Source organism: Rhodococcus zopfii NBRC 100606 = JCM 9919, assembly GCF_001895025.1.
GTDB classification, from domain to species: Bacteria; Actinomycetota; Actinomycetes; order Mycobacteriales; family Mycobacteriaceae; genus Rhodococcus; species Rhodococcus zopfii.
In genome coordinates this window covers 12,993-39,980 of sequence record NZ_BCXI01000053.1, presented here as the reverse complement: position 1 = coordinate 39,980, position 26,988 = coordinate 12,993, and the positions used below count along the sequence as shown (strand labels likewise).

General features: G+C 64.5%; 27 protein-coding genes. 16 read left to right on the top strand and 11 right to left on the bottom strand.

What is annotated here, in order from left to right:
* Window positions 1–150: 150 nt before the first annotated feature.
* The 4 genes from RZ1_RS26300 (at window position 151) to RZ1_RS26280 (ending at window position 3,855) form a co-directional block, all read left to right on the top strand.
* Window positions 151–489: a hypothetical protein gene (locus RZ1_RS26300; protein WP_072815565.1), complete on the top strand. Its 339-nt coding sequence runs from the start codon at window positions 151–153 to the stop codon at window positions 487–489.
* Window positions 486–1,247: an SDR family NAD(P)-dependent oxidoreductase gene (locus RZ1_RS26295; RefSeq protein WP_072815564.1), complete on the top strand. Its 762-nt coding sequence runs from the start codon at window positions 486–488 to the stop codon at window positions 1,245–1,247. The genes RZ1_RS26300 and RZ1_RS26295 overlap by 4 nt, the downstream gene beginning before the upstream one ends.
* Window positions 1,244–1,990 carry an SDR family NAD(P)-dependent oxidoreductase gene (locus RZ1_RS26290; RefSeq protein WP_072815563.1) on the top strand — a complete coding sequence of 249 codons (747 nt, stop codon included), beginning with the start codon at window positions 1,244–1,246 and terminating at the stop codon, window positions 1,988–1,990. The genes RZ1_RS26295 and RZ1_RS26290 overlap by 4 nt, the downstream gene beginning before the upstream one ends.
* A gap of 680 nt (window positions 1,991–2,670) precedes the next feature.
* Window positions 2,671–3,855 (top strand): thiolase family protein, encoded by a 1,185-nt coding sequence (locus tag RZ1_RS26280; RefSeq protein ID WP_072815561.1) that lies wholly within the window; start codon window positions 2,671–2,673, stop codon window positions 3,853–3,855.
* 64 nt (window positions 3,856–3,919) lie between these two features.
* Here RZ1_RS26280 and RZ1_RS26275 read toward each other — a convergent pair whose 3' ends face one another.
* From RZ1_RS26275 to RZ1_RS26260, 4 genes are read right to left on the bottom strand one after another with little or no spacing between them, the layout of a single operon-like run.
* Window positions 3,920–4,402 (bottom strand): Zn-ribbon domain-containing OB-fold protein, encoded by a 483-nt coding sequence (locus tag RZ1_RS26275; protein WP_072815560.1) that lies wholly within the window; start codon window positions 4,400–4,402, stop codon window positions 3,920–3,922.
* Window positions 4,399–5,583, bottom strand: coding sequence for a thiolase family protein (locus RZ1_RS26270; RefSeq protein WP_072815559.1), 1,185 nt, complete (start codon window positions 5,581–5,583; stop codon window positions 4,399–4,401). Before RZ1_RS26270 ends, RZ1_RS26275 begins: the two co-directional genes overlap by 4 nt.
* Before the next feature lies 1 nt (window position 5,584).
* Window positions 5,585–6,724: a beta-ketoacyl-[acyl-carrier-protein] synthase family protein gene (locus tag RZ1_RS26265; protein WP_072815558.1), complete on the bottom strand. Its 1,140-nt coding sequence runs from the start codon at window positions 6,722–6,724 to the stop codon at window positions 5,585–5,587.
* 49 nt (window positions 6,725–6,773) lie between these two features.
* Window positions 6,774–7,238 carry a MaoC family dehydratase gene (locus tag RZ1_RS26260; RefSeq protein WP_072815557.1) on the bottom strand — a complete coding sequence of 155 codons (465 nt, stop codon included), beginning with the start codon at window positions 7,236–7,238 and terminating at the stop codon, window positions 6,774–6,776.
* A 165-nt stretch (window positions 7,239–7,403) separates the two neighbouring features.
* On the opposite strand from RZ1_RS26260, the gene RZ1_RS26255 reads away from it, so the two are divergent.
* From RZ1_RS26255 to RZ1_RS26240, 4 genes are read left to right on the top strand one after another with little or no spacing between them, the layout of a single operon-like run.
* On the top strand, window positions 7,404–8,627 hold the full coding sequence (locus RZ1_RS26255) for an acyl-CoA dehydrogenase family protein (protein WP_072815556.1): 1,224 nt from the start codon (window positions 7,404–7,406) through the stop codon (window positions 8,625–8,627).
* Entirely contained in the window at window positions 8,624–9,760 is a 1,137-nt protein-coding gene (locus RZ1_RS26250) for an acyl-CoA dehydrogenase family protein (RefSeq protein WP_072815555.1), read from the top strand. Before RZ1_RS26255 ends, RZ1_RS26250 begins: the two co-directional genes overlap by 4 nt.
* Window positions 9,757–10,512 (top strand): SDR family NAD(P)-dependent oxidoreductase, encoded by a 756-nt coding sequence (locus RZ1_RS26245; RefSeq protein ID WP_072815554.1) that lies wholly within the window; start codon window positions 9,757–9,759, stop codon window positions 10,510–10,512. Before RZ1_RS26250 ends, RZ1_RS26245 begins: the two co-directional genes overlap by 4 nt.
* Window positions 10,513–10,534: 22 nt before the next feature.
* On the top strand, window positions 10,535–11,275 hold the full coding sequence (locus RZ1_RS26240) for an SDR family oxidoreductase (RefSeq protein ID WP_072815553.1): 741 nt from the start codon (window positions 10,535–10,537) through the stop codon (window positions 11,273–11,275).
* Between the two features lie 94 nt (window positions 11,276–11,369).
* Here RZ1_RS26240 and RZ1_RS26235 read toward each other — a convergent pair whose 3' ends face one another.
* Window positions 11,370–12,599 carry a bifunctional 3,4-dihydroxy-2-butanone-4-phosphate synthase/GTP cyclohydrolase II gene (locus RZ1_RS26235; protein ID WP_372481606.1) on the bottom strand — a complete coding sequence of 410 codons (1,230 nt, stop codon included), beginning with the start codon at window positions 12,597–12,599 and terminating at the stop codon, window positions 11,370–11,372.
* Window positions 12,600–12,638: 39 nt separating this feature from the next.
* The gene (locus RZ1_RS26230; RefSeq protein ID WP_072815551.1) at window positions 12,639–13,136 is read right to left on the bottom strand and encodes a flavin reductase family protein; all 498 of its coding nucleotides are present in this window, start codon (window positions 13,134–13,136) and stop codon (window positions 12,639–12,641) included.
* Window positions 13,137–13,411: 275 nt separating this feature from the next.
* Between RZ1_RS26230 and RZ1_RS26225 the strand changes: the two genes are divergently transcribed.
* The 4 genes from RZ1_RS26225 (at window position 13,412) to RZ1_RS26210 (ending at window position 17,356) form a co-directional block, all read left to right on the top strand.
* Entirely contained in the window at window positions 13,412–15,178 is a 1,767-nt protein-coding gene (locus RZ1_RS26225; protein WP_072815550.1) for a sigma-54-dependent Fis family transcriptional regulator, read from the top strand.
* A 117-nt stretch (window positions 15,179–15,295) separates the two neighbouring features.
* Window positions 15,296–16,453: an acyl-CoA dehydrogenase family protein gene (locus RZ1_RS26220; RefSeq protein WP_372481608.1), complete on the top strand. Its 1,158-nt coding sequence runs from the start codon at window positions 15,296–15,298 to the stop codon at window positions 16,451–16,453.
* A 43-nt stretch (window positions 16,454–16,496) separates the two neighbouring features.
* Window positions 16,497–16,934, top strand: coding sequence for a hypothetical protein (locus tag RZ1_RS26215; protein WP_244899390.1), 438 nt, complete (start codon window positions 16,497–16,499; stop codon window positions 16,932–16,934).
* Window positions 16,934–17,356: a MaoC family dehydratase gene (locus RZ1_RS26210; RefSeq protein ID WP_072815547.1), complete on the top strand. Its 423-nt coding sequence runs from the start codon at window positions 16,934–16,936 to the stop codon at window positions 17,354–17,356. The genes RZ1_RS26215 and RZ1_RS26210 overlap by 1 nt, the downstream gene beginning before the upstream one ends.
* A 92-nt stretch (window positions 17,357–17,448) precedes the next feature.
* Here RZ1_RS26210 and RZ1_RS26205 read toward each other — a convergent pair whose 3' ends face one another.
* Window positions 17,449–18,990: a class I adenylate-forming enzyme family protein gene (locus RZ1_RS26205; RefSeq protein ID WP_238071704.1), complete on the bottom strand. Its 1,542-nt coding sequence runs from the start codon at window positions 18,988–18,990 to the stop codon at window positions 17,449–17,451.
* A gap of 206 nt (window positions 18,991–19,196) precedes the next feature.
* On the opposite strand from RZ1_RS26205, the gene RZ1_RS26200 reads away from it, so the two are divergent.
* Window positions 19,197–20,033 (top strand): mycofactocin-coupled SDR family oxidoreductase, encoded by an 837-nt coding sequence (locus RZ1_RS26200; RefSeq protein WP_280522841.1) that lies wholly within the window; start codon window positions 19,197–19,199, stop codon window positions 20,031–20,033.
* The gene (locus tag RZ1_RS26195; protein ID WP_372481607.1) at window positions 20,030–21,103 is read left to right on the top strand and encodes a CaiB/BaiF CoA transferase family protein; all 1,074 of its coding nucleotides are present in this window, start codon (window positions 20,030–20,032) and stop codon (window positions 21,101–21,103) included. Before RZ1_RS26200 ends, RZ1_RS26195 begins: the two co-directional genes overlap by 4 nt.
* 87 nt (window positions 21,104–21,190) lie before the next feature.
* Here RZ1_RS26195 and RZ1_RS26190 read toward each other — a convergent pair whose 3' ends face one another.
* The 3 genes from RZ1_RS26190 to RZ1_RS26180 form a co-directional block, all read right to left on the bottom strand.
* Window positions 21,191–22,534, bottom strand: coding sequence for an MFS transporter (locus RZ1_RS26190; protein ID WP_072815544.1), 1,344 nt, complete (start codon window positions 22,532–22,534; stop codon window positions 21,191–21,193).
* 4 nt (window positions 22,535–22,538) lie between these two features.
* A complete protein-coding gene (locus RZ1_RS26185) occupies window positions 22,539–23,384 on the bottom strand; it encodes a mycofactocin-coupled SDR family oxidoreductase (RefSeq protein WP_072815543.1) in 846 nt (281 codons plus the stop codon).
* A gap of 161 nt (window positions 23,385–23,545) precedes the next feature.
* On the bottom strand, window positions 23,546–24,709 hold the full coding sequence (locus tag RZ1_RS26180; RefSeq protein ID WP_072815542.1) for an LLM class flavin-dependent oxidoreductase: 1,164 nt from the start codon (window positions 24,707–24,709) through the stop codon (window positions 23,546–23,548).
* 667 nt (window positions 24,710–25,376) lie between these two features.
* Here RZ1_RS26180 and RZ1_RS31000 point away from each other — a divergent pair.
* Window positions 25,377–25,832: a transposase gene (locus RZ1_RS31000; RefSeq protein WP_218020493.1), complete on the top strand. Its 456-nt coding sequence runs from the start codon at window positions 25,377–25,379 to the stop codon at window positions 25,830–25,832.
* The gene (locus RZ1_RS30995; RefSeq protein WP_218020492.1) at window positions 25,826–25,993 is read left to right on the top strand and encodes a hypothetical protein; all 168 of its coding nucleotides are present in this window, start codon (window positions 25,826–25,828) and stop codon (window positions 25,991–25,993) included. The genes RZ1_RS31000 and RZ1_RS30995 overlap by 7 nt, the downstream gene beginning before the upstream one ends.
* A 10-nt stretch (window positions 25,994–26,003) precedes the next feature.
* Here RZ1_RS30995 and RZ1_RS26165 read toward each other — a convergent pair.
* Window positions 26,004–26,895 (bottom strand): IS5 family transposase gene (locus tag RZ1_RS26165; RefSeq protein ID WP_280522840.1). Its coding sequence is split into 2 segments (ribosomal slippage): window positions 26,004–26,567 and window positions 26,569–26,895, totalling 891 coding nucleotides; the frame shifts between segments, so codons are not numbered across the junction.
* Window positions 26,896–26,988: the final 93 nt, after the last annotated feature.

The following is a 26,988-nucleotide window of genomic DNA, read 5'->3' as shown; positions in this document are numbered from 1 at the left end:
ACAAGTGTCGAAGGTGACGCCCAACACATAGGTGGGTCGCGAAGTAACCCTGATCGCATCAAGTACTGATGACTGCGTATCGAAATGCGACGACCGCAGGCCTGCACCCGGTGTGAGGCTTGAAGCACCAGCTCACAACCGGGAGACAAGATGTACATAGAGGTGAAGCCCACGGTTCCACCAACAGTTCAGGAACCTGATGACTTTCGTCGCCTATCGATCATCGCGAACACCAGCCAGTCGCCCACTGCGATCGTCGACGCCCTGGTGTCCGTGAAGCTCGCCGCCCCAGACTCCACGCCAGAGGCTGTCCGTCTGGACGTCACCGCCTTGCGGGACACCGCTCGGGCTGCCCTGAAGGCAACACCGTCGCCGGAATGGGAGTCCAGCTTTGCCTCAATGCTCGACTACGCCCAGCTCAAGGGCTGGTACCAGCCGGATACAGGAACCGTTGCTGCACACATCGAATGGATGGACACCGCCCGATGATCATCACTGCCGACACCGTTGCCCTCGTTACTGGCGGCGCCTCCGGCCTGGGCCTGGCCACCACAGCAGAGCTCGTCGCCGCCGGCGCCCGTGTGGTTGCACTTGACCTACCCTCAGCGGATCTGCGCGGTCTGCACAGCCTGGGCGATGCGGTTCGATTCATAGGGGCGGACGTTCGTGAAGCCGATCAGGTGGGGCCCGCTGTTGACATTGCCGCAGGGTGGGGTGATCTGCGGATCGTCGTCAACTGTGCCGGAATCGGAGATCCGGCGCGGACATTGAGCTCCAAGGGCCCGCTCGACATTGAGCGCTTCCGCCGTGTCGTCGAGGTCAACCTCATCGGAACCTTCAACGTCATTCGTCTCGCCGCTTCTGCCATCGCGGCCACCGAGCCGATCGACGGTGAGCGTGGGGTCATCGTCACTACGGCCTCTGTCGCCGCCTTCGACGGTCAGATCGGGCAAGCGTCCTACTCGGCGTCCAAAGGTGGCATCGTCGGCATGACCCTGCCGATCGCACGAGATCTGGCGGACAGGCTGATCCGCGTCATGACGATTGCCCCCGGCATGTTCGAAACGCCGATCCTGAAGGGCCTGTCGGACACCGCCCGCGCATCGCTGGAAGCTCAGGTTCCGCATCCGTCACGACTGGGCCGACCGGCCGAGTACGCGAGCCTGGTTCGGCATATCGTCGAAAATGCCATGCTCAACGGTGAGACGATCCGCCTCGACGGCGCGATCCGAATGGCGCCCCGATGACCGCCGACGGCACCCGGGCCGCCCTCGTCACCGGGGCGAGCCGAGGCATCGGTGCCCTGATCGCTCGCACCCTCGCCGAGCGAGGCTGGGATCTGACCGTCAGTGCTCGTCAGCCTGAGTCGTTGCAGGGCTTTGCCGATGTCCTCGCCGCCGACACCGGACGCCGCATCGTCGCAGTGGCGGCTGACATGTCGGACGAGGCGGCGGTCGAACGCCTCGCTCGCGAGCACGTTGACACGTTCGGGCGCGCCGATGCACTTGTCCTCAACGCCGGGATGGGAGCGATTGGGCCTTTCGCTGAGTTTCCTCTGCGGCGCCTCGACAAACTCTTCGCTGTCAACGTTCGGTCGGCGTACCAGCTGATCCAGCAACTGCTTCCGACGCTGCGTACCACTGGCGGCCTCTCCTCGAAAGGGGCGCGGGTGATCGCAATGGCCTCGATGACCGGGGTCAGTGCCGAACCTCTCAACTCCGCGTACGGCGCGACCAAGGCCGCCCTGATCTCGTTGTGCGAGACGCTGACCGTCGAGGAGTACGCGCACGGGGTCTCCGGTGTAGCCGTGTGCCCGGGCTACGTCGCGACCGACATGACCTCGGGCTTGGCCGACAAGATCGCCCCGGCGGAGATGATCACTGCCCGCGACGTCGCCGACCAGACCGTTGCACTGACTGAACTCGAGCGCACCGTGGTAGTCCCGCGCTTGCTGTTGACCCGGCCGGGCCCGAACCTGTGGCACGCATGACGAATAGGGCGTGTTTCAAAGAGATGGGATTTCCAGAGGAGATGAGGATTCCGCTGTGGATCGGCTGTCCGGCTGTGATTGCGCTATCCGTTGTCGATGCGGCATTGGAGATCCAGACTCGAGCGGTGGGCGCGCTGACGCGGGGCCTGATTGGCAGGATGGGCATTCTCATACCTGCGCAGTCGTATGAATCGACGGCGCCGATAGCTCAGTCTCTTGGCTCGCGTCATTCGCCTGTAGAGGAGCGCTGATGGACTACGTCGAGGAGGTGCAGGCGGAGTGTGGTGCTCATCGTCCGCGGATCGACGCCGTCGACTCGGGCAGGTTGCTTGGTCCGCTGATCAGTGTGCCTATTGACACCAGGAGCGGGAGCGTGTGAACCCCATGACCAAGAACTGGTCGAGTGCGCACGACGTGGGGACCCTTCGGCGGTCGAGTGCTGCCGACATCCTCATCGAACTCGGGATGAAAACCAGCCGGTCCTCTGAGCGGCTCGAGGAGTTGGCGATATCGGCGCCGTAGATCAATCACCCAACTAGTTGTCCCTCACTGTGTTTCGCAGCACCGACACACGCCCCCATCGGGTCGATGTCCGATAGTCGCCACTTTTGAAACACGGCATAGCGCAAGAGCGCCGCCTGAACAACCCATCCAGAAGACAGAAAACTAGGAGATTTCTCGTGACCATCGATGCTGTCATCGTCGACGCCGTCCGGACCGGTTCCGGACGCGGAAAAGCAGGAGGGGCACTCTCGAGCGTGCATCCCGCCGACCTGCTCTCGCAGACCCTCACTGCCTTGCTCGATCGCAACGACTTCGATCCCGCCCTGATCGACGACGTGATCGCCGGCTGCGTGTCGCAGACCGGTGAGCAGGCCCTCAACATCGCACGCACCGCATCGCTGCGCGCCGGGCTTCCCGAGTCCGTCCCGGGAACCTCCGTCGACCGCCAGTGCGGCAGCAGTCAACAGGCCGCGCACTTCGCCGCTCAGGGTGTCATCGCGGGCGCGTACGACATCGTCGTCGCGTGCGGCGTCGAGTCGATGAGCCGCATCCCGATGGGCGCAAGCTCACAGGGACAAGATCCCACCGTCGGGCCGCTGTCCGACCGGTACCCGGACGGGCTGGTCAACCAGGGTGTGTCCGCCGAGCTCATCGCGGCCAAGTGGGGACTCGACCGCGCCACCCTCGACGAGTACGCCGCGCGTTCGCACCGCCTTGCCCACGAGGCGCAGCTCGCCGGCCGATTCGAACGCGAGTTGATTCCGATCACGCTTCCGGACGGTACGATCCACCACACCGACGAGACGCTGCGCGCGAGCACCACCGCCGAAGGACTCGCAGGTCTCAAGCCGTCGTTCGCACGACCGGAGTTCGACGAGCGCTTCCCGCAGATCAACTGGTCGATCACACCGGGCAACTCCTCGCCGCTCACAGACGCCGCGTCCGCGGTCCTGATCATGTCGGCGACGAAGGCGGCCGAACTCGGGCTGACCCCGCGCGCTCGCTTCCATTCCTTCGCGGTTATGGGTAGCGACCCGCTGTACATGCTCACCGGAGTCATCCCGGCCACTCGCAAGGTCCTCGAACGTAGCGGCCTGAGCATCGACGACATCGACACCTACGAGGTCAACGAAGCCTTCGCGCCGGTTCCGCTCTGCTGGGAGAAGGATCTCGGCAGCGATCCGAAGAAGCTCAACCCGAGCGGCGGTGCGATCTCGCTCGGCCACGCCCTCGGTGCCTCGGGTACCCGGTTGTTGACCACGATGATCGGCAACCTCGAGAACAACGGCGGACGCTACGGTCTGCAGACGATGTGCGAGGGCGGCGGCATGGCCAACGCCACCATCATCGAACGTCTCTGACACCTTTGCCGAACATGACTGTGGCCCCTCCCGAAGGAGGGGCCACAGTCATGTTGATGGCAGGTCAGACCGCCGGCTCGAAATGCGAGATGTCGAGAATCTGTCCGGTGCGCTCCTCGGCCCACACCGCACGCACGCGTGAACCGGACGGCAACTGCGCCCGGACGCCTGCGGGATCGGAGAAGTCCAGACCGACGATGTAGTGCATCAGGAGGGTGTCGGCACCGTCGAGTCGGATTCCTCCGATGGCATACGGGGCCTTCGGTCCGCCGCGGAATCCCTGCCACACCACGGTGTACACGACAAGGTCGCCCTCACCGCTGAGCTCAACCCACTCGTCGTTGCGTTCGAAGGAGTCCTCGCAGTACGCCTGCGGCGGGACGTACACCTTCGTCGACTTCGCTCCGGTGTTGGCGAGAATCTTCTTTTCCCGAAGTCCTTGCATGAACCGCCCCCAGGTCTGCCCGAGGTGAATGTCGTAGTCAAGATCCCAATGCACGGGAGTCGTCGTCACGGCCTGGTCGATGGTGCTGGTGGTCTCGCTCATGATGCGCGCTCCTCGGTTCGTTCGAATACTGCCAGGTTCTCGAATTGGAAGAAGGTTCCTCCGGTGCCGTGGGCCAGCCCGGTACGGGCGCCGTCGACGCGGATCTCCTCCGGCGCGTCGCCCATCACCTGCCAGGCCACGTACACGTACGGCGCGAGCTCGCCCGCGACGCCTGCATTGGTGCACTTGGGGCCACCGGACAGGTTGATCGGCAGGCTTCCACCCTGGCGGCTCTCCGGCGACTTGATCAGCTCGATTCCCTTACCAGCGGCGCACAACTGCAGGGCCTCGAGCTGCATCGGCTGCATGTGCGCATAGGGAGCGAACACCTCGACCACGTCGAACTCGCGGTAGGGATCGCGGATTCCGGCCTTCGCGTACACCCGCCGCGCGAGCATCGCCAGGTTCTCCATCACGGCGAAGTCGCCCTTGCCGCCGCCGAGGTACGGGTCACCCGAGGTGCCCATCGCCCGGATCACCGCAGGCGTCGCCTTGAGCGAGCGCGCGGATTCCTCCGAGGTCACCAGCATGGCGCAGGCCGACGTCGATACCGGGCACACCATCGGCTGGGTGAGGGGAGACGACAGCGGCGTACCGCCGACAACCTCGTCGACCGTCAGGGTGTAGCGCAGGTGGGCGTACGGGTTACGCGACGCCTTCTCGTGGTCGGCGACCGCGACGGCGGCGAGGTCGGCGGTGCTGATCTCGTGCCGCGCCTGATAAGCGCTCGCGGCGAACGCGCCCATGTGAAACCCACCCATACCCAGCGGCTGCTCGACGACCATGGGGGAGTTGGTGTTGATCGCGGACTGCAGATCCTGCACACCATAGAACGTCGGGCCGCCGAGGACGAGGACCCGCTCGTGAGTGCCGGCGGCGACCATACGCGCCGCAACCTGCATCAGGTTTCCGCCGGTGGTGCCTCCGGTGTTGACGACGGTCAGCGGAATATTCGCACCGAGACCGAGGAACTTCGAGCGGTGCTTGCCGCCGAGCACGGTGCCCTCGAACCCGTCGATGTTGCCGACCACGATGGCATCGATGCTCTGCGGTGTCGCACCGGAATGCTCAAGCGTCCGCCATGCCGCCTGCTGGCACAGCTCGATGTACGAGAACTGTTGTTTGCGTGGGGACGTGGCCTCTGTGATACCGACGCCGGCGACCACTGCGTGTCGAGCCATCTCACACTCCCTGTACGACGAGGACGGTGCTGTCGAGTGCGACAGCACCGGTGACGGTGTCGACCGAATGCACCACTGCGGTCGTACCGCCGGCCGCTTCACCGAGACGGTCGACGGCGTCCACGAGCCGCGCGGCGCCGTTGGCCAGGCCGGGATACACACCGGCCGCAGATCCCCAGGTGTTGACGCGGTCGGCAGCCAACCCATCCAGGCCCAGTGCCTCGAGCAGCGGGTGGTACATGCTGGCGGTCGGCGCTGTGAACTCGACGAGGTCGATCTGCTCGGCGGCGGCGGTGACGCCCGCAGTGCGATATGCCGTCTGGGCTGCATGGCGGGTGGAGGCACCGACGTCGGTCAGCCACTGGGTACCGCTCAGGTAGCTGCCGGTCCCACGTCCAAACCCAGTGATCAGCGCGTTGCGTCCGGGCAGGCGCGCCGCCCGGGCAGGCGAAGCGAGGACGACGGCCACGGCGCCGGCGCTGTGGGCAGGCAGCATCAGCTCGGTGAGGGCGCCGTTCGCGCGCGGCGCAGCAAGGACAGCGGCCCCGGTGACCTGCTCCTGGCGGGCCGACCGGGCGTGCCCGACCGACTTGTTGATCTCCGCCGCAGTCAGATCCGCCAACTCGGCGAGGGTGCGGTTGTTCTCGAGTGCCCACGCCGTGTGCAGCGCGTATGTCGTCTCGGCGGTCAGGCCCACCGGACGGGCGAAATGGGGGTCGAACGCCAGGTTCGAGATCTGCTCGACGAAGGCACGACGTTCGGTGCCGTGTGCCGCGGTCTCCGGGTTGTAAACGCCTACGGCGACAGCCACTTCCACCTCACCGGAGGCGATCGCCTCAGCGGCGGAGAGAATCGCTGTTCCCGAGTCGGATTCGAGGCGGTACGAGTCGGACAGGTATCCGCCGGAGGCGGAGTTGGTCATCCCCGCGGAGATGCTGCGACCGTCGTAGATGTCCATCGACGCGGTCACGGAGAGGCCGATATCCTGCTTGCGCAAAGCTGCCTCGCCAAGTGCTCGCGACACCACGTCGTAGACGAGTTCGTCGAGAACGGCATCGTGTTCGGGGAGGAACGGCGTCGAGGCCAGGCCAACAACGGCTACTGGTGCCGCACGCCCACCCTCTGATCCGGTCACTGTCATGGGTTGTCGATCCTTCCGAGAGTGAATGAGTGAGAGGTTGCGAACTGGATCAGTCGAGGAACCGATAGACCACGATCGCCACACATGCCGGTTTCGGGGCGCCCTCGCGTTCGACCACTGCCTCGATCGCGACCTGGACCCCACCGGTTACCTTGTTCGCGGAGGCGATGGTGGAGGACAACCTGATCCGCGAGTTCACCGGGACAGGCGCCGGGAATCGGACCTTCTCGAGCCCGTAGTTGACCACCGAGGAAGCCCCGGGCACCGACAGTGCGTCGGCGACCAGTGGGCCGACCAACGACAAGGTCAGGTACCCGTGCGCGATGGTGCTGCCGTAAGGTCCGGTTGCCGCTCGATCGGCATCGACGTGAATCCACTGGTGGTCGCCTGTGGCATCGGCGAACGTATCGATGCACTGTTGGTCAACGACCATCCATTCTGTGGCGGGCAGCGTGATTCCCGCCGCGCTGACCAGGTCGCCCGGGGTGGCGAACACCGCCGGTGATGTCGTCATGTCTTCGTCTCCGATCGTTGTCTTGCTCGACGACGGTAGTGAGCACGAAGCGGACCGGATGTCGCAGTCTGCACCACAGTGCACGTGTGTCAGAGCGCGACATCCGACCACCATGGATCCGTGTGACAGTCAGGGCGACATCGCTGACAGAAGGATTCGAGCCGAATGACTGACACCACAACCGACGCCGCGGTCTCCGCCGGCGATTCCGTCACCGAAGGGAGTCTTGCTGCGTATGTAGCGGACTTCCTGTCCGCGCACGATCCGGCCACCACGCCCCGGATAGACTTCCTCCGCGCGAGATTCGATGCAGGCCTGGCGTGGGTGCAATACCCGGTTGGCTGTGGCGGCCTCGGTCTCGACATCACCGCTCAGTCGATCGTCGACAAGGCACTCGAGGCCGCGGGTGCGCCGGACAACGCACCCCACCGAAACGTGATCGGGCTCGGTATGGCAGCGCCGACCATTCTCGCCCACGGCACCGCAGAGCAGCAGCGACAGTGGCTGCGACCGCTGTGGACGGGCGAGGAAGTCTGGTGCCAGCTCTTCAGCGAACCGTCCGCGGGATCCGACCTTGCATCACTGGCAACCAGGGCTGTTCCCGACGGTGCTGATTGGGTCGTCAACGGACAGAAGGTCTGGACATCGCTCGCCCACGAAGCGAGTTGGGCACTGCTCATCGCCCGTACCGATCCCACGGTGCCCAAACACCGCGGTCTGACCTATTTCGTCTGCGATATGCGATCGCCGGGCGTCGACGTCCGTGCGCTGCGTCAGCTCACCGGCGAAGCGGAATTCAACGAGGTCTTCCTCGACAACGTTCGTGTACCGGACCGAAACAGGCTCGGCGAGGTCGGTGCAGGGTGGAAAGTTACCCAGTCGACGCTGATGAACGAACGCGTTGCCATCGGTGCCGGCGCCGCGCCGCGGGAGGGAGGACCGATCGGATTCCTCGCCGACCTATGGCGTCAGGACACGACACACCGCACGATCGGATCGTTCGACAGGGTGCTGCAGCTGTGGGTCGAAGCCGAGACCATGCGACTGACTACCGAACGACTACGGCAACAGGCGGTGACCGGGACTCCCGGGCCCGAAGGGTCCGGGTCCAAGCTCGCATACTCTCAACTCGCGCAGCGAGTCTCGAGTCTCGAGCTCGATCTCCTCGCCGACCGCGGGCTACGGTTCGACGACTGGACATTCCGTCGCCCCAACCTCGATGAGGAACACAGTCGCCCGCCCGGCTACCGATTCCTACGTACCAAGGGCAATTCGATCGAGGGCGGCACCTCGGAGATCATGCGCAACATCATCGCCGAACGAATCCTCGGGCTGCCCACAGAAATCCGCACCGATACCACCACCGCATGGAACGAGCTGCCCCGATGACCACTACCAGCACCGAGCGTCTTGCCTCGGACCTGCTGTACTCCGAGCAGGAAGAGTTCCTTCGCGAAACCGTCCGAGACGTCCTGGACAAGGGCTGCGACTGGACCTCAGTTCTTGCTCTCACCGAGTCGGAAAGCTCCCTCGACCGCGCCCTGTGGCGCACACTCGCCGTCGACGTCGGCGGCGCAGCACTGGCGCTACCCGAGGACATCGGCGGCGCAGGAGCGAGCTGGCGTGAAACCGCCGTGGTGCTCGAGGAACTGGGCCGGTCCATCGTGCCGGTGCCCTACCTGGGCAGCGCAGTCGTCGCGACCGTCTACACCCAGCAGATCGGTGCCACCGACCTGTTGACGAAGATGGCCGCTGGCGAGACGATCGCTGCAGTGGCGGTCTCGGCCGGCGCGCCGTGGTTCCGCGTACAGGAATCGACCGTCACAGCCACCGACTCCACCCTCACCGGCACCGTGGCGACCGTCGCCGACGCCTCCGCCGCGGACACACTGCTCGTGCCTGTCGGCGAGGACACCTACCTCGTCGAGGTGGCCGCTCCAGGCGTGCGGTGTACCCCGGTGGTCTCCCTCGATGAGACCAGGCCACTGGTCGACATCGAGTTCGACTCGGCACCAGCTCAGCGTCTGGAGAGTTCCCGCCCTGCCGGCGCGGCGACCGCGGCAGCGCTGCGGGCGGGCGCCGCGCTCCTGGCGTCCGAACAGCTCGGACTTGCCGAACATTGCCTCGCAGCCACGGTCGAGTACCTCGGCGTGCGACGCCAGTTCGGCCGGATTCTCGGTTCGTATCAGGCTCTCAAACACCGCCTGGCCGACCTGTGGGTCCAGATCAACCAAGCGCGGGCCGCAGCGCGGTACGCCGCGGACTGCCTCGCCGCCGGCAGTGACGATCTCGATGTCGCTGCTGCCGTTGCGCACTCGTGGTGCTCCGAGGTGGCCGTGCGTGCGGCGGAAGAGTACGTGCAGCTGCACGGCGGCATCGGATTCACCTGGGAGCATCCCGCGCACCTCTATCTCAAGCGCGCCAAGAGTTCAATGCTGATGTTCGGTGGACCGGACATTCACAGAATCCACCTCGCCGGCCTGATCAATCTCCCCCTTCCGACCTTGGAGGACATCCGATGACCGACCTGACCGGCCGTGTCGCCGTCGTGACGGGCGGCAACGGTGGCATAGGCCTGGGCCTGGCCGAGGGACTGGCCCGGGCCGGCGCCGACATCGTGATCTGGGCGCGCAACGTCGAACGCAGCATCTCGGCCGTCGAGACCCTGCGCACCCACGGGGTCCGCGCGGAAGCCATCGCCTGTGACATCGGCAGCGAAGATGACGTGCGTCGTGCGGTCGCCGACACGGTAAAGAAGATGGGTCGGATCGACATCCTGATGGCCAACGCCGGGATCGCCGACGAGAAGCCTTATCTCGAGACCTCGTTGGACGACTGGCACCGGGTGATTCGCACCAACCTCGACGGGACATTCCTGACGACCCGGGAAGTGGGACGCTATCTCGTCGAACGAGGCGAGGGCGGAGCGATGGTCATCGTCTCGTCGACTATCACCCGCTACGGGGGTGCGGGTCAGGCCGCCTACGCCGCCAGCAAATCCGGAACCAGCGCCATCGGTCGCACACTCGCAGTGGAGTTCGCACGCAACAAGATCCGCTGCAACATCCTCATCCCCGGATGGGTAGCCACCCCGATGAACGAACACCTCCGAGAGAACCAGCGCCTCGTGGAGGCAACCACAAAGCGCACTCCGGTTCGACGCTGGGCCACCCCAGACGAATTCCACTCTGTAGCAGCGTTTCTTGCCGATCCGACCCTGACATTCCACACCGGCAACGAAGTCGTCGTCGACGGCGGCTACACCATCTTCTGATCAACTGTGCAAGGAGCCTCGAATGAACTTGACCTGCGACTTCTCGGGTAGGACGGTGCTCATCACCGGAGCGGCCCAGGGCATCGGCAAAGCAATCGCCGAGTACTTCCATGCTGCGGGGGCGCGCGTCGCGGTCGCCGATCGCGACGCCGCCGAACTGGAAAAGGCGTGGGGCTCGCCCTCGGCGACCCTGCTTCCGGTTGCGATGGACGTGGCCGATCCGGCATCGGTCGGGTCAGGAGTCGGCATCATCGTCGATACCTGGGGCTCGGTGGACGTGGTCGTCAACAATGCCGGCATCGCTCGGGACTCGGTGGTGTGGAAGCTGACCGACGACCAGTGGAAGGCTGTACTCGACGTTCACCTGGGCGGAACCTTCAACGTCACGCGCGCGGTGGTGCCGCATATGCGCAAAGCCGGCTTCGGTCGGATCGTCAATGTCACGTCCTACACCGGTATGCACGGCAATGTCGGCCAGGCCAACTATGCGGCCGCCAAGGGAGGCATCATCGCCTTCACCAAGACTGTCGCCAAGGAGACCGCACGATTCGGTATCACAGCGAACGCTATTTCTCCGAACGCGGCGACCGCGATGGTGGCGGCGATCCCCGCTGACCGCCTCGCGGAGATGACTGCGACGGTTCCGCTGGGCCGGTTCGCTGATCCCTCGGAGATGGCTGCGGCTGTCGCGTTCCTCGCCTCGGACGAGGCGAGCTACATTACCGGTGTGGTCCTGCCGGTCGACGGTGGTGTGTCGATGTAGTATCACCACGTCGGAACGGCATCGGGGCGGCGGCTCGGAACTGTACGAGTTCCAGGCCGCCGCCCCCGATGTGTCGGGGCGACAGGGGCTGTCGTCAGGTTCCGACGGCCGGGGGAATATCGAGCAGATGCCCCATCCGGTCGCGTTTGGTGCGAAGGTAGGCGACGTTCTCCGGTGTGGTGTGCACCGGTAACTGCACCCGTTCGGCGATCTCGAGGCCGAAGCCGTCGAGCCCGGTGTACTTGTCGGGATTGTTGGTGATCAAGCGCATTCGGCGCACACCGAGATCGACAAGGATCTCCGCTCCGACGCGATAGTCCCGGCTGTCGACAGGAAGCCCCAGCGCCTCGTTGGCCTCGACCGTGTCCGCGCCGTTCTCCTGTAGGGTGTATGCGCGGAGCTTGTGGCCGAGCCCGATCCCACGGCCCTCATGTCCACGCAGATACACCAGGACTCCGACCCCTTCCGCGGCGATGCGGCGCATCGATTCACGGAACTGGACACCGCAGTCGCAGCGCAGTGACCCGGCGAGATCGCCGGTGAGACACTCGCTGTGCACGCGCACCAGCACTCCAGCGGGGTTGTCCTTGTACGCGGCCAGGTCTCCGACGGTCAGCGCGAGATGCTCCGTTCCGTCGTCGGTGGCACGGTAGGCGTGGGCGCGAAAAGGCCCGAATTCTGTCGGCAACTCTGCACTGCCCGTCGCCACGACCGACGACTCCCGAGCACGCCGGTACTCGATGAGATCGGCGATGGTGATCTTGACCAGTTGGTTCTCGTCGACGAAGTCGTCGAGCGATTGGCCTGCGCGCATCGCGCCGGAGTCCTCGACGATCTCACCGATCACTCCGATTGTCGGCAATCCCGCCAGCGTCAGCAGGTCGACCGCCGCCTCGGTGTGTCCGGCGCGCTCGAGAACGCCCCCGGCGCGGGCGACGAGAGGGAATACATGACCCGGCCGACGCAGGTCTGTCGCGTGGCAATCGGGATCGGCGAGGGCTCGAAGAGTAAGAGCCCGGTCGGCTGCGGACACCCCGGTCGTAGTGTTGTTGTGGTCGGCCGTGACGGTGAATGCGGTGTAGTGGGAATCGGTGTTCTCGCCGACCATCTGAGGCAGCTTCAGTCTCTCAGCGCGCGCTGCGGACATCGGGGCGCAGAGGATGCCCGTACTGTGACGGACCATGAACGCGACCTGGTCCTCGGTGATTGTGGCCGCGCAACCGATGAGATCACCTTCGTTCTCGCGGCCCGGGTCGTCCACCACAACTACCATCCGGCCAGCTCGAAGTTCGTCCAGTGCCGTCTCGATCGTCGATATCGTCACAGTGATCTCCTTTCGGACAGGGATATTGCTAAGAGTCGGTCAGTTCTCGCCAGAGGTTGGCACAGGGTTGAAGGTTCGGTCGTAGTAGACGACCGGCGCGCGATCGCCGAGCCTGACCGACACGACCTCGCCGACAAGGATGGTGTGATCACCACCGGGGTGGCGGGCATACGCTCGACATTCGAGAACGACGGGCGCATCTGCAAGGTGTGGCAGTCCCGACGTGTGCGGAGTGAAGTCGTTTCCGGCGAACTTGTCGGCACCTCGAGTGGCGAACCTTCGCGCGATTTCCTCATGCTCCATCCCCGCGATGTGGATCAGCCAGGTCTCGGCACGTTCGAAGCTGTCATGGCATTCGGCGCTGGTAGCGAGGCATACCAGGACCAACTGCGGATCCATCGACACCGAGCAGAACGAGCTGGCGGTGAAGCCGCGCTGGCGACCCTGTTCGTCCACCGTGGTGACGATGGTGACCCCGCTGGGGAAGCGTGCCATCGCCTCGCGAAACGTGGGAGTTGCCGTGAGATCGGCGGTCATGAGAGGCCTCGATTCGTAGTGCTGCGGTGACTGAGGTCACTGTATGGATCCCATGCGGAGGAGGGTTGTCGCAGATCAGGACAGTCGCTCGAGCACGACGGAGTGAATCGCGACATCCAGCCGGGGGAGGTCCACCGACGCGCTGTTGACGTCATGTCAGTAGCTTGTCATCATGGACGTGTCGCACCTCACAGGCCTCCAGTCTGTGGTAGTCGACGCCTCGAACGGCATGCGCCCACGGACTCTCGAGCCCAGGCCGAAAGAAAGGACCCGCCTTGTCACTCGACGACCGCACCCGTACCTTGCTGCGCGAACGAGAGCTCTTCCTTGAGGGCGCGGACCCGGTCCGGCGAGGCATCGTACGCGCGGAGATCGCACAGTCCTGGAAACGTTCGCTGATGTACGGGCTCGAACCGGAACGCTCCCGGCCCACCTACTGTTCGGCGCCTCAATCATCTGAGCAACTCCTGTCCGTGGCCGTCCCGGTGATCGAGTCCAAGCGCAGTGCACTCGTCGACTCGTCGAGCAGCCTTGCCCTGACAGATCCGGGTGGCTGGGTCCTCGCGAGATGGGTGGAGGACAGCCGCTTCTCCAGGCGCCTGGACCGGCACGATGTCCTTCCCGGCTACTCCTTCGCGGAAACCACGGTCGGCACCAACAGCGGCGGAATTGTCCTCGAGACCGGACGACCAGCGCTTGTCGCGGGCCCGGAGCACTTCTTCGAGGAGTCTCTCCAGCTGACATGTGCTGGCGCCCCGATCTACCATCCCCTTACCAAGCGGCTGATCGGCACGCTGAATCTGACCTGCCGGTACAGCGACACCAACCCCATCATGTTGTCCTGGGTGTGCGAGGTGGCGGCCCAGATCCAGCAGGCATTGGCCACCGCAGCCCACCGCCGCGAACAACTTCTGTTCGAGGCATTCCTGGCCGACAACCGCGACAGCCGACACGCAGTGATCTGTCTCGACGAGCAGACCATCATCAGCAATGCCGCGGCCGCCCGAATCCTCGGACCGTCTGATCAGGCCATCCTGTGGGAACATGCCGCCCGAACCCTGCAGATCGGCACGGACACAGCTGAGAAGACGGTCTCGCTCGCAGATGGAGCTGCGGTGGGCGTCGACGTGGTACCTGTCACCGACGGTCCCACTACCGTCGGTGCCCTGCTGCGCCTCAAGGTCGGCAGTCACCCGTCCCGCCATGAGCGCTCGCATGAACCCGCCCCGGTGTTGGGGGATCTCGTCGGAAACTCCCCGGCCTGGCGCGCGATGTGCCATGCAGTGACCGACACGGGCACCCACGCGTTGCTCCTGACCGGTGAATCCGGAGTCGGAAAGTTCGCGGTAGCCCGTGCGTTGGCGGGGGAGTCCGACACCGCCGTCGTCGATGCCCTTGCGGCCACGGCCGCAGGATCGGACTGGAACACCCACATCGCCGATGCCATCGACCAGGCGCCGACATTGCTGATCCTGCGGCACATCGAGGCGCTCGACTCCAGCGCGCTTCGCACGACGGCGAGCGCCGTCGCGGCCGCTCGGGCCCGGCAGATTCGAGTCGTCGCAACGACGAACGTGCCGGCCTCCGCGCTTTCACAACTAGTGGAATGGTTCGACAAAGTGGTCGAGGTGCCCTCGCTCGCCGAGCGCGCAGGTGACCTTCCACTGCTACTCGATACGATCAGTCGCCGTTACAGCCAGCCGAGTGACAGGGTCCACTGGATGCCCGATGCGGTCCAGGCGCTCGGCCGCATCGACTGGGATCGCAATGTGGCCGGGCTCGATGCGCTCGTGCGTGAACTCGTCGCCGGACGCAATCGTCGGTACATCGGCGCACAGGACCTCCCGATCGAACACCGAGTGCAGGCGTCCCGTCGCCAGCTTCAAGGCCTCGAACAGATCGAGGCGAAAGCGATCATGAATGCGCTTCGCGACGCGGAAGGTAACAAGCGCCTGGCCGCTGATCGGCTCGGGATCGCGCGATCCACCCTGTACCGGAAGGTCCGTTCGCTGGGCATCGACATCGATTCCGCCAACTTCTGACATCGGCTGCGGGAGTGAGCAGGGCGGTGGCGCAGGTTGCGACATTCACCGACCGGTCGCGAGGCACACACTCGAACCATGGTGTCTCATTCGACAGAAACTCAGTCCGACGCATCGTTGCCGCTCATCGCCGACGAGGAGGAAACGCTCCTGCGGGACACAGTCGCCCGCATCGTTGCCAAGTACGGACACGACTACTACCAGAAGTGCTCGGCCACTGGCGAACCGATGCAGGACCTGTGGGACGAACTCGGTCGCAACGGCTACCTCGGCCTCAACATCGCCGAGGAGTACGGCGGCAGCGGCGCCGGTCTCACGCAGCAAGCGATCGTCAGCGAGGAACTTGCTGCCGGCGGCTGCCCGGAGCTGGCCATGGTGCTCTCCCAGGGCATCGCCGGCAGCGTCTTCGGACGACATGGAACGGAGGAACAGAAACAGCAGTACCTTCCCGGAATCGCCAGTGGCGAGAAGAAGTTCGTGTTCGCTCTGACCGAGCCCGACGCCGGATCGAATTCACACAATGTCTCCACCACCGCCACTCGTGACGGTGACGATTACATCGTCAACGGCACCAAGTACTACATCTCCGGTGTCGATCACTGTGACAACTTCCTCCTCGTGGCCAGAACCGGAACAGACGAGAAGACCGGCCGAGGCTTGCTGACACTGTTCGTCGTGGACCCGGACGTCGAGGGACTGACCCGCGAACTCATTCCCACGGCACTGTCCGCCCCCGAACGTCAGTTCACACTCTTCTTCGACAACGTACGCATCCCTGCCGATCGGGTTGTCGGCGAAGTCAACAAGGGCCTGGTGCCCTTGTTTGACGGCCTGAACCCCGAGCGGGTACTGAGTGCAGTGATCTGTACCGGCATCGCTCGCTACGCCATCGACAAGGCGTGCCGCTACGTCAAGGAACGCACCGTGTGGGGAACAACCCCGATCGGCAGCTACCAGGCAGTACAACACCCCCTCGCTGCCGCCAAGATCGAGCTGGAGGCGGCCCGCGGCATGACGTGGAAAGCGGCAGCTCTCTATGACGCCGGATTACCCGCCGGCGAAGCTGCGAACATGGCCAAGTACCTCGCATCCAAGGCAGGGCATCACGCCCTCGACGCCGCGATCCAGGTGCACGGCGGTAACGGGTTGGCGCTTGAATATGGGCTCGCCGACCTGTGGTCGATCGTGCGCCTTCAGCAGATTGCACCGGTCTCGTCGGAGATGGTCCTCAACCACATCGCGCAGCACACCCTCGGTCTGCCCCGTTCCTACTGATCTCCGAAAGGCCTCAAGCCAGATGACTACTGCAGTCAAGGAATTGGACCCCGGCCTGGTCGGCCGCCAGCTACCTGGTGACACCACCACCATCTCCCATCACCAGTCCGCGATCACCGATCACGCCCTGCATGCTGCCTCAGATCCCGACGCCGGTGAGCACGCCCACTCGATCTGGTTCCTCATCATCGCCTTGCGTGGCATGGGGATCAGCGTCGACGAACTCTGTGCACTCGCAGACAAACGAGAAGGCGACACCCTTCTGTTCGGAACCTGCGGCATTGATCAGGTTCAGCCACTTTCGGTGGGCCACACCTATCGGACAACTGCGTCCATCGACAGTGTGTCCCGCCGCACCACCAGGGACGGATCGGTTCTGGACAGCCTGACGGTCACGGTGACTTTGTTCGACACCACCGCGCCCGCCGGCCCTGTCGGCGCGGTCACGAGCGTCTACCTGTTCAAGAGAGGTCAGAACTGATGTCCACCAATGAGATCGCCCCCGGCTACACCATTCCCTCGTTCATCGTCGATCCGGTCGACCGTGAACACATCCGGCAGGTCGCCCTGATCCTCGACGACCCCAATCCCATCCACTTCGACCTGGACGCGGTGGCGTCAGCAGGCATGGGGGACCGCGAGATCAATCAGGGCGGCTCGACGATGGCCTACATCATCGACATGATCACCTCCTGGGCCGGCACACGCTCAGCCCTCGAGCGCATCAAGTGCCGATTCCGCGACAACGTTCGAGCAGGTGATGCGGTCACTGCAGGCGGGACAGTCCTCGAGGTGATGGGTTCTGGTGACTCACGCCGCGTGCTCTGCGACGTGTGGGTCGACCGCGGGGACGGCACCCGCGTCATCGACGGCACCGCCATCGTCGCTGTCCCCGAGGATTGATCACTGCCACGCAACTTGGACTCGAACTACGGATTGAGGGTGGTGCACACTGTGCACCACCCTCAATCCGTAGGACCCGTAGACCGCTCGGGTCAGCGGAACATCCGCTTTAGTTCTGGCTTGTTGATCTTGTTGTTCCCGGTCCTCGGCAGCGCTGCGACTATCTCGATCCTGCGAGGGCGTGACAAGCCCCGCAGGTCGGGGTGCTGCTGACAGAACTCCGCGATATCGGCCATCGTCACTCCCTCGTGAGATGCGACAACGATGGCTGTCACCTGCTCGACCCAGCGCTCATGCGGCGTGCCGATGACCGCGACCTCGGCGATATCGGGGGAAGAAGCCAGATAGTTCTCGACCATCTGCGGGTAGACATTTTCTCCGCCACTGATGATCATGTCGTCCATCCGTTCGACATACTCGAGTTGGCCGTCGGGTCGACGCCGCATCAAGTCACCGGTCCGGAACCAACCGTCGACGAATCTCTCAGCATCGGCGTCGGACCGCTTCCAATAACCCGGCGTGACTGCGTCACCGCGCACCAGCAGTTCGCCGATCTCCTCGCTGCCTTCGGCAATGCGTTGCTGAGTGGTCGGGTCGACCAATTGCCATTGCACCACCTGTTCGAGCGGGCGCCCCAGGCACACCGGCAGCGGGTTTTCCCCGATCCGTTCACATGCGGCCAACCCGTTCTGCTCCGTCTGGCCGTAGATGTTGATCACCGAGTCGATGCCCGTTGCCTCACGGAATCGACGTAGTGGACCTTCCGGCAGGCCCGACCCACCGACCGCACAGATCCGAATGCTGCTCAGCTGTGCCGGATCGGCTCCGCTCATCCGGTTGGCGACATCGATGGCCATCGTCGGCACCAACGCCACATAACTCGGCGACCACCGCCGGGCCAGATCGACCCACCCGAGTGGATCCCACTTCGCCATCAACGTCACAGCCCCACCCGCGAGCAGGACCGGAAGCGAGATCAGCTGCAGACCTCCGACATGGAAGAGGGGAGTGCACACCAGTGCGCTGTCGCCTGCGGTGAGGCCGAAGATATCGATGGTGGCGTCGACGGCGGCACCTGTCGTCCGGTGGGTTTGACGAACACCCTTCGGCGTTCCGGTCGAACCGCTGGTGTACATCAGCAAAGCCTCGTCTCCATCGAGACGGGGAATGATCTCGTGGCGTTCGGGAAGCGTCGTCACGTCGGACCACGTCCAACTCGCACCGGCGGTAGCGGCGCTCGGCCCCACCGCCAGGATCCGCTCCGCGCCGCGAAGGCCGTCGCACACATCCTGAATCAGCTCCACCTCGCTGTCAGCAACCACGATCAACGACGGGTCCGAGTCTTCGACGGCGTGCCGCAGGGGCCCTCGCGGGACCGACAGGTTGTACGGCACCGCGATCGCGCCCGCCATCCAGATCCCGAGGAGAAGCGGAAAGGACTCGAGGCGGTTGGAGGCGTAGATCCCGACCCGATCGCCTGGTTCGACACCGACAGAGTCGAGGAAGGCCGAGAACCGCCTCGAGGCGGTGACGAACTGATCGAACGTCAGCTCGTCACCGGCGAATCGGACTGCGACCGCGTCAGGCCGTCGCGCTGCGACGCGGACGAGGACGTTGGAAAGGTTCACGTGCATCCTTCGTCAGAAGTTGTGGCTGGAAGGCCGGGCGGCACGAAAAGCTGCCAAATCAGCCTGTGACGTAGAAGTACACCCCCTTTTCCGGTTGGACGATGTCGCAATCGAGTACACCGGCAGCGCTGTCCCGAAACGCGACAACTCCCACCCTGCCTCCGCACGGATGATGTGTCACACGACACATCAGCTGTACTAGTAGAGGAGTCATCGTGGGTCGAGTAGAAGGCAAGGTCGCCCTGATCACCGGGGCGGCACGCGGTCAAGGGCGTGCACATGCGATTCGCCTGGCCGAAGAGGGCGCCGACATCATCGCGGTCGACGTTCCCAACGACATCATCGACATCGGGTACTCGGCAGGGACCGCCGAGGAACTCGCCGAGACCGCCCTGTTCGTTGAGAAGCTGGGTCGTCGCGTCATCACCGTCGAAGTTGATGTCCGTGACGCCGAGGCCTTGACGAACGGCGTCGACGCGGCCGTCGCCGAACTCGGCCGACTCGACATCGTCTCTGCGAACGCTGGTATCGCGAGCAACCCACACCTGGCGCACGAAATCCCCGAGGGAACCTGGCAGCAGATGCTCGACATCAACCTCACCGGTGTCTGGCACACGGCCAAGGCCGCCATTCCCCATCTGATCGACGGCGGGCGCGGCGGCGCGATCGTACTGACGAGTTCGGCTGCGGGACTGAAGGGTTACGCGCACATCGCCCACTACGTCTCGGCCAAGCACGGCGTCGTCGGTCTCATGCGCAGCCTCGCGAACGAACTCGCCCCGCACGGCATCCGGGTGAACTCGGTCCACCCGACCCAGGTAGACACCCCAATGATCCAGAACGAAGGCACCTATCGGATCTTCCGCCCCGATCTCGAGGCTCCGACCCGCGAGGATTTCGAACCGGCGTCGGCGTCGACCAACGCCCTTCCTGTCCCGTGGGTCGAGCCGCGGGACGTCAGCAACGCCCTGTTGTTCCTGGTCTCGGACGAAGCACGGTACATCACCGGTGCCGCTCTGCCCGTCGATGCGGGATGCCTGATCAAGTGACAAAGACCCTCCACGGGCCCCTCGCCGGAATCCGAGTTCTCGAACTCGCTGGCCTGGGGCCCGCCCCACATGCGGCACTCATGCTCGCCGACCTCGGCGCCGACGTTGTCCGGGTTCAGCGTCCGGGCCCCGCTGTAGACATTGCGCAGGACCCGACGCTACGCGGACGCCGGATAGTCACTGCGAACCTGAAGGACCCGAAGGACCTCGACCACGTCCGCGCACTCGCAATGAAGGCCGACATCTTGATCGAGGGATTCCGACCTGGAGTCGCCGAACGCCTGGGGCTGGGCCCTGACAGCCTCTCGAGCAACAACCCAGGTCTGATCTATGGACGGATGACCGGTTGGGGACAAGATGGCCCGTGGGCCGCCAAGCCCGGTCACGACATCAACTTCATCGCCGCCGCCGGTGTCCTGAACGCCATCGGTCCCGCCGGCGGGCCGCCACTGCCCCCGCTGAACCTCGTCGGCGACTTCGGAGGCGGCTCGATGTTCCTGATCGCCGGCCTGCTCGCCGCGCTCGTCGAGCGCGCACGTTCCGGGGTGGGACAGGTGGTGGACGCGGCGATGCTCGACGGCACCTTGACCCTCTCACACTCGATCTGGGCGATGTGGGCCGGCGGCGACTGGACGGACGAACGGGGATCGAACGTCCTCGACGGCGGAGCACCGTATTACGACTGCTACCGCACTGCCGACGGCGGGTACATGGCCGTCGGCGCGATCGAGCCGCAGTTCTACCAGGCGTTGCTCGACGGACTAGGCATCGAAGGGACACCGGACCAAGACGATCGATCCCGGTGGCCGGAGCTGCGTGATGCGATCGCAGCGGCGTTTGCGACCAAGACCCGCGACGAGTGGGAGGCGGTCTTCGACGCACTCGACGCGTGTGTGACCCCGGTGCTTGCCTTCGATGAGGTTGCCCGACATCCGCAGGTCACTCACCGCCACGCTCTGGGCGAACTGGACGGTGTGCTGCAACCAGGTGCTGCGCCGCGCTTGTCGCGGACCCCGAATCGGCCGGCAGCCGCTGCGGTTGTCGCAGGGGACCTCGATTCCATCTGGTAGAAGAAGAGCTTCGGGGCCACATCACTCGGTGGCCCCGAAGCTCTTCCTATCGGCGACGTGCCTGGCCGCAATCGAATCGTGGCCGATTCACGATCCGATCGACGACACGCCTACCGTTTTCTCCTCCAGCTGGCTGGTGGCCGCCGGCTGGTAGGTCTCGCGGGCAGAAGCGATAGCCCAGATGCTCAGCAGACCAGCGACAGTCACGTACGCTCCGACCGAGAGCACGGTGCCTGTCCACGCGAACAGGCTTGTTGCGATCAATGGGGCGAACCCGCCGCCGAGGACCGCACCGACCTGGTATCCCAGTGAGGCCCCGGAGTACCGCACCTCTGCGGGAAACATCTCGTAGTAGAAGGCAGCCATTGGCCCGTAGAGCGCCCCCAACGTGACACCGGGGAGAAGACCCGCGAGCAACATCAGCCAGACGCTGCCGGTGCCGAGGAGCAAGACGAACGGAAAGGCCGACGCAGTGGTTGCAATGGCAGCGACCACCAGAACACGTTTGCGCCCAACCTTATCCGACAACAGCGCGAAGATCGGGATCGACACCACTGTGACCGCGCTCGAGACCAGAACAATCCACAGAGCCGTCGACTTCGGCACACCTTCTTCGGTGGCGAAGGAGACGAGGAACACCGTCACGATGTAGTAGTACACCTGAATAACCAGGATCATCCCGCCGGCCTGCAACACCTCGCGAGGGTGCTCCCTCAGCGCAGTGACAATCGGAGAGCTCGGTCGAACCGGGACATCCTCGGACTTCTGCTCGGCCGCACGGGCCTGCAGCTGCTTGAACTCGTCAGAGTCTTCGATCGTGATCTGAATGTAGAGGCCCAGGCCCACCACGATCGCACTGAGCAGGAAAGGGATACGCCAACCCCACGATTGCAGGGCCTCCGCACTCATCGATGCAACCACGACCAGGAACACGATGTTGGACAGGATCACGGCGAGCGATGGCCCGACCTGAGCGAAGCTGCCGAAGAACCCACGGCGATTGGGTGGGGCATTCTCCGTCACGATCAGCATGGCTCCGCCGTACTGGCCGCCCACCGCGATTCCCTGCACTGCACGAAGCACTAGAAGAATCAACGGTGCAGCGATCCCGATCTGGGCGTAACTCGGAATCAATCCGATCAGAAACGTCGCCACGCCCATTACCAGCATGGCGACCACGAGCATGGCCTTTCGGCCGAGCCGGTCTCCGAAGTGTCCGAAGATAATTCCGCCAAGGGGCCGAAACAGGAAGCCGACGCCGAAGGTTGCGAACGCGGCGATCGTGCCGATGATCGGACTCACCTCGGGGAAAAACACCTTGTTGAACACCAGTGCTGCGGCGGTCCCGTAGATGAAGAAGTCGTACCACTCGAGGGTGCTGGCGCTCAGAGCCGAGACCAGCACCCTCCGAAGGTTTTGTTCTGTCGCCATGTGATCAGCTCGGATTCGGGTTGAAGGTGGACAAAACCAGGTGACCGCCGTCGACAGGAAGCTCGACTCCGGTCATCCGACGCGCCGCATCGGAGGCGAGAAACACCACAGCCCCGCTGATCTCGTCAGGTTCGATCAGGCCCCCTATCGCGTGCCAATGGCGCGCCGCCACCTCGTGATCGGCCCGGGTTGATCCCGGCTTACCGCCCGTCATGTCATAGCAGCCCTGCCAGTTCGTCATAGCCGTGTCGACGAATCCGGGAAGGATGGCATTGACACGGACGCCGTAAGGAGCGAACTCCAACGCCGCGGACTTCATCAATCCTAGAGCGCCGTGCTTGGCTGCGGTGTAGTGCGAAGCGCCAGCCTGCGCTTCGACGCCGTTGACCGATGCGGTGATGATCACCGATCCGGTCCGCTGCTTGATCAGTTGCGGCGCCACCGCTTTCAGCGTCCGCCAAACCCCGTTGAGATTGACATCGATGGTGTCGAGCCAGTCGTCGTCGGACAGATCCCATAGCGCGCCACGCGTCCAGATACCGTGGTTGATCACCACGATGTCGATACTCCCGAATGAGGCGACAGTTTCCGAGACTACGGCGTCGAGTGCGGACGACGAGCGAGTGTCGACCTTGTGAGCGGCAACTCGCACGCCCAGCGCGCCAACCGATTTGACTGCCAGCGTGAGGTCTTCTTCTGTCGCCAGACCGTACTGGACCGAGTCGATCTGCTCACAGATGTCGATCAGAACGACGTCGGCGCCTTCGTTTGCCAGCGCATGTGCATGTGCCAGGCCCTGCCCGCGTGCGCCGCCGGTGACCAGCGCGACCTTCCCGTCGAGGGTTCCCATTCCACAGTCCTTTCAATGCCTGACCATTTGGTCACATCGAACGGTAGGTGTGCTGCGAGTCACACAATGTGTCAGTTCGCTACACCTTCGGTTCGTGCGTCGAACCGAAGACGGGGCGGAGTCCGGCACGAACGCCGGACTCCGCCCCCGTTCTCGGAGGGTCAGCTCACGGCGACGCTGCGCTCGGCCTCGAACTGCTTGCGAGCCGCTTCCTGGCCTGCAGCCGTGGCGTCCGCGCCGGCCTTGTCGCTGGCCACGACCTGGTCGTAGCCGCGCTGGCGCGGTGCCCGAGCGCCGTTGAACTCGGGTGCGACCCGCTCGGCGATCAGCTCGAAGCTGCGCAGCGCGGCAGGCTGCGGCGCCCACTCGCCGTGCAGCACGAGGAACTTCCCGAATCCTCCGGACTTCTCCTGCAGCCGCTCGATTTGTGCAATAGCCATCTCCGGAGTTCCGATGACAGCGAGTCCGCTCTCGTTGACCGCGTCGATCAGGGTGTCGACGTCCGGTGCCTTCTCGAATCCCGGAGTGACATGGGAGAGGTAGTTCATCAGGTCCAGCAGACCGTGCCGGCAGTCTGCTCGGGCCTGCTCCTCGGTCTCCGCCACATGCATCAGCCCGGTCAGGCGCCACTGGTCACGAGAGACAGTACGGCCGTTCTCCGCGGCGATCTGCTCGGCAATGTCCCAGTGACCCGCGAGCAGCTCCACACCCATCGGATTGGTGGCTGCAAGTGAGAGGATTCCTGCCCCGTACTTGCCGGCCAGTTTCGGTCCTGTCGGTGACACCGTCGCGGTGACTGCCTTCTCGATGTTGGAGTACGGGGCGACATGCAGGTACGCGTCCTGGATTTTGTACCAGTCGGTCTCTTCGGTGACCGTCTCGCCGTCGAGCAGACGATGGATGACATCGAAGGCCTGTTCCATCTTGCGGCGGCTCTCCACCGGGTCGATGCCGATCATGTGAGCGTCATCCGCGAGTTGGCCCGGGCCGGCTCCGAAGATGACACGGCCGCGGCTGAGGTGGTCGAGCAGAACCAGCCGATCCGCGACCATAAATGGGTGGTGGTACGGGAGTGAAACAACGCCGAGGCCCAGCTTAATCCGTGAGGTACGCTGCGCAGCGGCAGCAAGGAACATCTCCGGCGACGACACGATCTCCACACCGCCGGAATGGTGTTCGCCGATCCAGAACTCCGCAAAGCCGAGCTTGTCCATGTGCTCGACGAGTGCCAGATCCTGGTGAATTGCGGTGTTCGCATCCGTCTCGACCTTATGCCACGGTGCGAGGAAGGCTCCGAATTCGACGGTTGCGCGAGGGTTACCCATGATTTCTCCTGATCGACATGTCCGAACGACTGCCTTGCTCTGTGACCTCCAGCATTCAGTGCACCGCGAGCGCTGTGATGTAGCGCATTCGGACACACCAACTGGACGATGAAGAAGTTGCAACCCGCGTCGGCCGAGCCCGCTGCCTGAGTGCGGGGCTGATCATCAGTGAACCGTTCTGGGCGAGGTGGAGGATTCTGATCCAACACGGAGAATGCTGGTATGTCTGCACAAGAAAGTGGACGTCGAGACGCAGGAACGGGCGGTCCGGATGCATCGGGACCGGATCGCCGAGCATGGTCAAGGTGATCGCAGCAGGGCTGGGAGTCTTTGATGAGACGGTGCGACTGGCGGCCAAGCGGTTCGCTGAAACCGGTCAGGACGTGGAAGCCACGATCGGGCGCAAGGGGCGCGACCTCCCACCGTTCCGTCGCAGATCACCGGAGAGATCGAGGCCAGGTTGATTGCGTTGGCGTGCACACAGCCCCCGGCGGGGACACGCGCGGTGGTCGCTGCGACTGCTGGAGAAGCACGTCGCCCTGGTCGACGACATCCCCTACCTGGACCACTCGACCATCGGCCGGATCTTAAAAGAACGAAACTTCGTCCTCACCTGAAGAAGTGCTGGACCACCCCACCAAAGGCGAACGCGGAGTTCGCAGCCCGGATGGAAGAGGTCCTGTCGGTCTACGCCCGCTGCCACGATCCCTCTCGCCCGGTGGTGTGCATGGACGAGAAGCCCTATCAGTTGCTGACCCATGCTCGCGCCCCGATCCCGGCAGCCCCGGGCCGCGACCGGCGAGAGGATTCGGAGTACGTGCGGCACGGGACCTGCTCGATCTTCTGCTGGGTCGAGCCTCTGGCCGGCTGGCGACGTGTCGATGCCCAGCCCCGGCGCACCAAGGTCGACTGGGCCCGACAGGTCAAAGAGCTACTGTGCGTGGACTACCCGGACGCGGAGAGGGTGGTGCTGGTGATGGACAACCTCAACACTCACGGCATCGGATCGCTCTACGAGGCCTTCGAGCCGGCCGAGGCGTTCGCGCTCGCGCAGCGGCTCGAGACCACACTCCCAAACACGGCTCGTGGCTCAACATCGCCGAGATCGAGCTCTCGGTGCTGACCCGTCAGTGTCTGGACCGGCGCATCGAGGGCCTCGAGACCCTGGGCGCCGAACTCGCTGCCTGGCAACGGCAGACCAATGCCGATCAACGCCAGGTCCGGTGGCACTTCACCACCGACGACGCCCGCATCAAACTCCGCCACCTATATCCCAAGACTTAGAGCATGTCTCCTAATTCGCGAGGTGCTTGAGCCAGGCGCACACCGCCGATAGCAGCACACCCGCTCGGTAGGTGAGGGCGAGTTTGTCGTAGCGGGTGGCCAATCCCCGCCACTGCTTGATGCCGGCGAAGGAACGCTCGACGACATTGCGGCCCTTGTACTTGTCGGCATCGAACCGGACCGGACGACCACCACGACTGCCGCGACGTAGTCGGTTTCGCCGCTGGTCGTCCGGTTCGGCGATGACCGCTTCGATGCCCCGCGATCGCAGCAAGGCCCGGTTGGATTTCGACGAGTAAGCCTTGTCGCCGAGCACCGCGTCCGGTCGGGTTCGTGGTCGGCCGGGCCCGACCCGCGGTACGGACAACGCCTGCATCAGGATCGGAAACATCGGTGAGTCACCCGCCTGACCTGGGCCGATCAGCAGCACCAGAGGCCGACCGTTTCCGTCGGAGACTTGATGGATCTTGGTGCCGAGTCCGCCCCGGGAACGGCCCAGTGCGTGGTCGGCGGGCTCAGCGAGCAGATTCGTGTAATTCGACAGATCCCCCTGTGTGCCGCGGGAGGTTGGTGCCGTGCTGGTGGGCCCGGCAGATCGTCGAGTCCACCGAGACCGCCCAATCGACCAGGCCGTTCGCATCGGCATGGGCAAGCAGCGCAGCCATCACCCTGTCCCAGGTTCCGTCGCCGGCGTATCGGCGGTGACGCTTCCAGATCGTCTGCCACGGGCCGAATTCCGCTGGTAGGTCACGCCAGGCGATGCCGGCCCGGTAGCGGTAGACGATGCCTTCGACGACTCGTCGGTTGTCACGGAACGGGCGGCCTCGCCGACCGTCGGAGGAGGGCAGCAGTGGTTCGATCAACGACCACTGGGCATCGGTGAGGTACTCGGTACGTGACACGACGCCCAGTGTCGCTGATGCAGCCGTTCCCATTTAGGAGACACGCTCTAGCTGCGACGGTCTACTAGCGAGGGTTTCGCGATTGTCTGCGTC

Bases quoted from the DNA above. Each gene is read 5' to 3' on its own strand.
- RZ1_RS26300 (WP_072815565.1), top strand. From the start codon at position 151: ATGTACATAGAGGTGAAGCCCACGGTTCCACCAACAGTTCAGGAACCT.
- RZ1_RS26295 (WP_072815564.1), top strand. From the start codon at position 486: ATGATCATCACTGCCGACACCGTTGCCCTCGTTACTGGCGGCGCCTCC.
- RZ1_RS26290 (WP_072815563.1), top strand. From the start codon at position 1,244: ATGACCGCCGACGGCACCCGGGCCGCCCTCGTCACCGGGGCGAGCCGA.
- RZ1_RS26275 (WP_072815560.1), bottom strand. From the start codon at position 4,402: ATGAGCGAGACCACCAGCACCATCGACCAGGCCGTGACGACGACTCCC.
- RZ1_RS26270 (WP_072815559.1), bottom strand. From the start codon at position 5,583: ATGGCTCGACACGCAGTGGTCGCCGGCGTCGGTATCACAGAGGCCACG.
- RZ1_RS26265 (WP_072815558.1), bottom strand. From the start codon at position 6,724: ATGACAGTGACCGGATCAGAGGGTGGGCGTGCGGCACCAGTAGCCGTT.
- RZ1_RS26260 (WP_072815557.1), bottom strand. From the start codon at position 7,238: ATGACGACATCACCGGCGGTGTTCGCCACCCCGGGCGACCTGGTCAGC.
- RZ1_RS26255 (WP_072815556.1), top strand. From the start codon at position 7,404: ATGACTGACACCACAACCGACGCCGCGGTCTCCGCCGGCGATTCCGTC.
- RZ1_RS26250 (WP_072815555.1), top strand. From the start codon at position 8,624: ATGACCACTACCAGCACCGAGCGTCTTGCCTCGGACCTGCTGTACTCC.
- RZ1_RS26245 (WP_072815554.1), top strand. From the start codon at position 9,757: ATGACCGACCTGACCGGCCGTGTCGCCGTCGTGACGGGCGGCAACGGT.
- RZ1_RS26240 (WP_072815553.1), top strand. From the start codon at position 10,535: ATGAACTTGACCTGCGACTTCTCGGGTAGGACGGTGCTCATCACCGGA.
- RZ1_RS26230 (WP_072815551.1), bottom strand. From the start codon at position 13,136: ATGACCGCCGATCTCACGGCAACTCCCACGTTTCGCGAGGCGATGGCA.
- RZ1_RS26210 (WP_072815547.1), top strand. From the start codon at position 16,934: ATGTCCACCAATGAGATCGCCCCCGGCTACACCATTCCCTCGTTCATC.
- RZ1_RS26205 (WP_238071704.1), bottom strand. From the start codon at position 18,990: ATGCACGTGAACCTTTCCAACGTCCTCGTCCGCGTCGCAGCGCGACGG.
- RZ1_RS26190 (WP_072815544.1), bottom strand. From the start codon at position 22,534: ATGGCGACAGAACAAAACCTTCGGAGGGTGCTGGTCTCGGCTCTGAGC.
- RZ1_RS26185 (WP_072815543.1), bottom strand. From the start codon at position 23,384: ATGGGAACCCTCGACGGGAAGGTCGCGCTGGTCACCGGCGGCGCACGC.
- RZ1_RS26180 (WP_072815542.1), bottom strand. From the start codon at position 24,709: ATGGGTAACCCTCGCGCAACCGTCGAATTCGGAGCCTTCCTCGCACCG.
- RZ1_RS31000 (WP_218020493.1), top strand. From the start codon at position 25,377: ATGGAAGAGGTCCTGTCGGTCTACGCCCGCTGCCACGATCCCTCTCGC.